At 32.1% G+C, this 4,070-nt stretch carries 3 protein-coding genes; all 3 read left to right on the top strand.

The annotated features are described in order from the left end of the window. The first annotated feature begins 20 nt into the window (after positions 1-20). Positions 21-1,691: a formate--tetrahydrofolate ligase gene (locus Q0649_RS16670; protein ID WP_298844629.1), complete on the top strand. Its 1,671-nt coding sequence runs from the start codon at positions 21-23 to the stop codon at positions 1,689-1,691. A 272-nt stretch (positions 1,692-1,963) separates the two neighbouring features. Continuing rightward, complete coding sequence (locus Q0649_RS16665; protein ID WP_298844628.1) at positions 1,964-2,743, top strand: type III pantothenate kinase; 780 nt, start codon at positions 1,964-1,966, stop codon at positions 2,741-2,743. Positions 2,744-2,751: 8 nt separating this feature from the next. Next, positions 2,752-3,723, top strand: coding sequence for a tRNA dihydrouridine synthase DusB (gene dusB, locus Q0649_RS16660; RefSeq protein WP_298844627.1), 972 nt, complete (start codon positions 2,752-2,754; stop codon positions 3,721-3,723). The last annotated feature ends 347 nt before the right edge of the window (positions 3,724-4,070 follow it).

Here is a 4,070-nt window from a genome sequence, read left to right as displayed (position 1 = left end):
ATATATAAGGGGTGAAGCATATGAAAAGTGATATAGAAATTGCACAAAGTGCTAAAATGTTACATATAAGTGCAGTTGCGCAGAAGATGGGATTATGCGAGGATGATATTGATTTATATGGAAAATATAAAGCAAAGATTTCGCTTGATGTATTAAGAAGAAATGAAAATAAAAAAGATGGGAAATTAATATTAGTTACTGCAATTAATCCTACTCCAGCTGGAGAAGGGAAATCAACGGTAACAATAGGCCTTGCCGACGCAATATGTAAACAAGGTAAAAATGCGGTAATTGCTTTAAGAGAACCATCTCTTGGACCTGTATTTGGAATTAAAGGTGGCGCTGCTGGTGGCGGATATGCTCAAGTTGTACCAATGGAGGATATAAATTTGCATTTTACTGGAGATATGTATGCTATAACTGCTGCTAACAATTTATTATCAGCGGCTATAGACAACCATATTCAACAAGGTAACGAACTTGGAATTGATAGCAGGAAAATCATATTTAAAAGAGTTATGGATATGAATGATAGGGTTTTAAGACATATTGTTGTTGGACTTGGTGGGAAGCCTAATGGATTTACACGTGAAGATGGGTTTATGATAACAGTTGCATCAGAAATAATGGCTATTTTATGTTTGGCAAGTAACCTTATGGACCTAAAGGAAAGAATGGGTAGAATTTTAGTTGCATATGATTTGAGTGGCAACCCGGTTTATTGTAAGGACTTATCTGTTAATGGTGCTATGGCTCTGCTTATGAAAGATGCTATAAAACCAAATTTAGTTCAGACATTAGATAACACTCCAGCTATCATACATGGTGGACCTTTTGCTAATATCGCTCATGGCTGTAATAGTCTACTTGCAACAAAAATGGCACTTAAGTTAGGTGATTACGTTGTAACAGAAGCAGGATTTGGTGCAGATTTAGGAGCTGAGAAATTTTTTGATATAAAATCTAGGTATGGTAATCTAAAACCAGATTGCGTGATTCTTGTGGCTACAATAAGAGCGCTTAAACATCATGGTGGAGTAAAAAAAGATAAATTAAGCGAACCTAATGTAGAAGCACTTTCAAAAGGAATTGGAAATTTAGAAAAACAAATAGAGAATATTGAGAAATATGGTGTTCAGGTAATAGTATCAATAAATAAATTTAGTTCTGATACTGAAGAAGAAATAGAGTTTATTAAAGAATTTTGCGCACAAAAGGGTGTTAAGGTAGATTTGACAGAGGTTTGGGAAAAGGGAGCAGAGGGAGGACTAGAACTCGCAAGTAAAGTAATAGATACTATTAAAAATAATAAAAGTAATTTTAAGGTTCTATATGATGAGAAACTTCCTATAAAAGAAAAAATCAATATTATTGCCACGGAAATATATGGGGCTGACGGTGTAGAATATACTCCAGCTGCAAATAAGCAAATTGCTGAAATAGAAAAGCTAGGGCTTGATAAAGTACCTATATGTGTTGCTAAAACTCAAAACTCTTTGTCGGATAATCCGAGACTTTTGGGTAGACCAACAAATTTTACGATAAATATAAAAGAAATTACTATATCTAATGGAGCTGGATTTATTGTAGCGCTAACTGGAAATATAATGACAATGCCAGGACTTCCAAAGATACCTGCAGCAAATAAGATGGATATTTTTGAAGATGGTACTATTACAGGGCTATTCTAAAAATATGTGATACTATTGCAAAATTTTAATAAGGATGTTATAGAATATATCTATAACATCCTTATTTTAGGGTAACAATATATATATTAATGAAAATTTCATATAAATATTTAACTTGACAAATATATTCAAATTGTTAGAATTAGATTGATAAATTAATAACGGGTTATATAGATGTTTTATTGTATTTGATATGCTATTATATCGTTTTAACATATGAAAAACATGAAGCAGATTGCAAGTCGTTTTATATTATATAGGTGGTGTATAAAGTGATATTAGTTTTAGATGTTGGAAATACTAATACTGTTTTGGGAGTTTTTAAGGAAAAAGAGTTACTTGTGGAGTGGAGACTCTCTACGGATTCAAATAAAACAGCTGACGAATATGGAATTCAGGTAATGCAATTATTTCATTTACGAAACATAAAAGTAGAACATGTTAAAGGAGTAATAATTTCATCAGTTGTTCCAAATATTATGTATTCACTAGAACATATGATAAGAAAATATTTTGATTTAATACCTATGATAGTTGGTCCAGGTGTAAAGACTGGTATAAATGTAAAATATGACAATCCTAAAGAAGTAGGTGCAGATAGAATTGTTAATGCTGTGTCTGCTCATGCAATTTATAAAAGAGCATTAATTTTAATTGATTTTGGAACAGCTACAACCTTTTGTGCTATAAGTAAAGATGCTAATTATTTAGGTGGAACAATATGTCCTGGTATTAAAATAGCTTCAGAAGCTTTGTTTGAGAGAGCGGCAAAGTTACCTAGAGTTGAACTTATAAAACCAGATACAGTTATATGTAAAAATACTGTTGCAAGTATGCAGTCTGGAATAATATATGGATATATAGGGCAGGTAGATTATATTGTTAATAGAATGAAAAGTGAAATGATTAGTATGGGAGAAGAAGAACCTTTTGTAGTGGCAACAGGGGGACTTTCAAAGTTAATAACCAAAGACTCGACCACTATTGATGAGTTCCATCCAAATCTGACGCTAGAAGGGCTTAGAATGATTTATGAAAAAAACAGGGAATAGGTGATTTAATGAAAATATCAAATGTCGAATTGAAAAACGATATTTTTTTGGCTCCTATGGCAGGAATTACAGATATCGCTTTTAGAGGCTTATGCAAAGAACTAGGTTGTGGTCTTTTGTATTCTGAAATGGTAAGTGCTAAAGGATTATATTATGCTAGTAGTAATACGCAGTCGCTTATGCGAATATCAGGTGGAGAGAAACCTATAGCTATTCAGATATTTGGAAATGATCCTAAGATTATGGCTAGTGCTTGTGAAATTTTCAATGCAAGGGATGATATATCTATTGTCGATGTAAATATGGGATGTCCTGTGCATAAAATAGTGAAAAATGGTGAGGGATCTGCATTAATGAAAAATCCTAAACTTGCAGCACAAATAATAAAAGAAATGAAAAAGGTTTCTACAAAGCCAGTTACGGTCAAATTTAGAAAAGGCTTTGATTCAAATAGTATTAATGCAGTTGAATTTGCTAAATATCTAGAAGATGCTGGAGCGGATGCTATTGCGGTTCACGGTAGAACCCGCGAACAAATGTATGAAGGTAAGGCTGATTGGAACATTATAAGGGATGTGAAAGAAAGCGTTAAAATACCGGTAATAGGGAATGGAGATGTATTTTCTGTAGAGGATGCAATTCGGATAAAAGAAATTACTAATTGCGATGCTATAATGATTGCAAGAGGTGCTATGGGCAATCCGTGGATTTTTAGAGAAGTTATGCAGGCAATGAATAAAGAAGAGGTCATATACCCAACACAAGGCGAGAAAATAGATATGTGCATAAGGCATTTAGATTTAGCTGTAAGATATTACGAAGAAATTAAGGCAGTTAGAGAAATGCGAAAGCATACAGCTTGGTATATTAAAGGTCTTAGCAATTGTGCTGAAGTTAAGAGCAAAATTAACACTAAAAAAAATTATGTTGAGGTTAAACAATTGCTTTTAGATTACAAAGAATTTTTGAAGAGTGTTTAAAGTTTGATTGTGGACTATAAATATATAATGAAAAGATGAATTTATAGAATTAACACTGAATAAGATAGTAATATAATAATTTACAATGACTTACTCCTAGAATATACAAAATTTAAAAATAATGTAATATATAAATATGTTTAATAAATATATTGACAATATGGACTCTCTGATTTATAATGGCTAAATGGTTACATGATTGTTATTATAATAATAAATTTTAGATCAAATATTTCATTAATTTGACTTATTAGTCTTATATTATATAAAGTGCATTTCGGATATACTAAAAACACATTATCATGGTGGGAGATCGGAAGAGCACACGTCTGAACTCCAGTCACCGC

This window comes from uncultured Clostridium sp. (genome assembly GCF_937920395.1).
Lineage (GTDB): Bacteria > Bacillota > Clostridia > Clostridiales > Clostridiaceae > Clostridium_AD.
This window is presented reverse-complemented; position numbering and strand designations above follow the sequence as displayed.

What these genes read in the sequence shown, in the direction of transcription:
- dusB (WP_298844627.1), top strand. Translation starts at nt 2,752, where the DNA reads ATGAAAATATCAAATGTCGAATTGAAAAACGATATTTTTTTGGCTCCT.
- Q0649_RS16670 (WP_298844629.1), top strand. Translation starts at nt 21, where the DNA reads ATGAAAAGTGATATAGAAATTGCACAAAGTGCTAAAATGTTACATATA.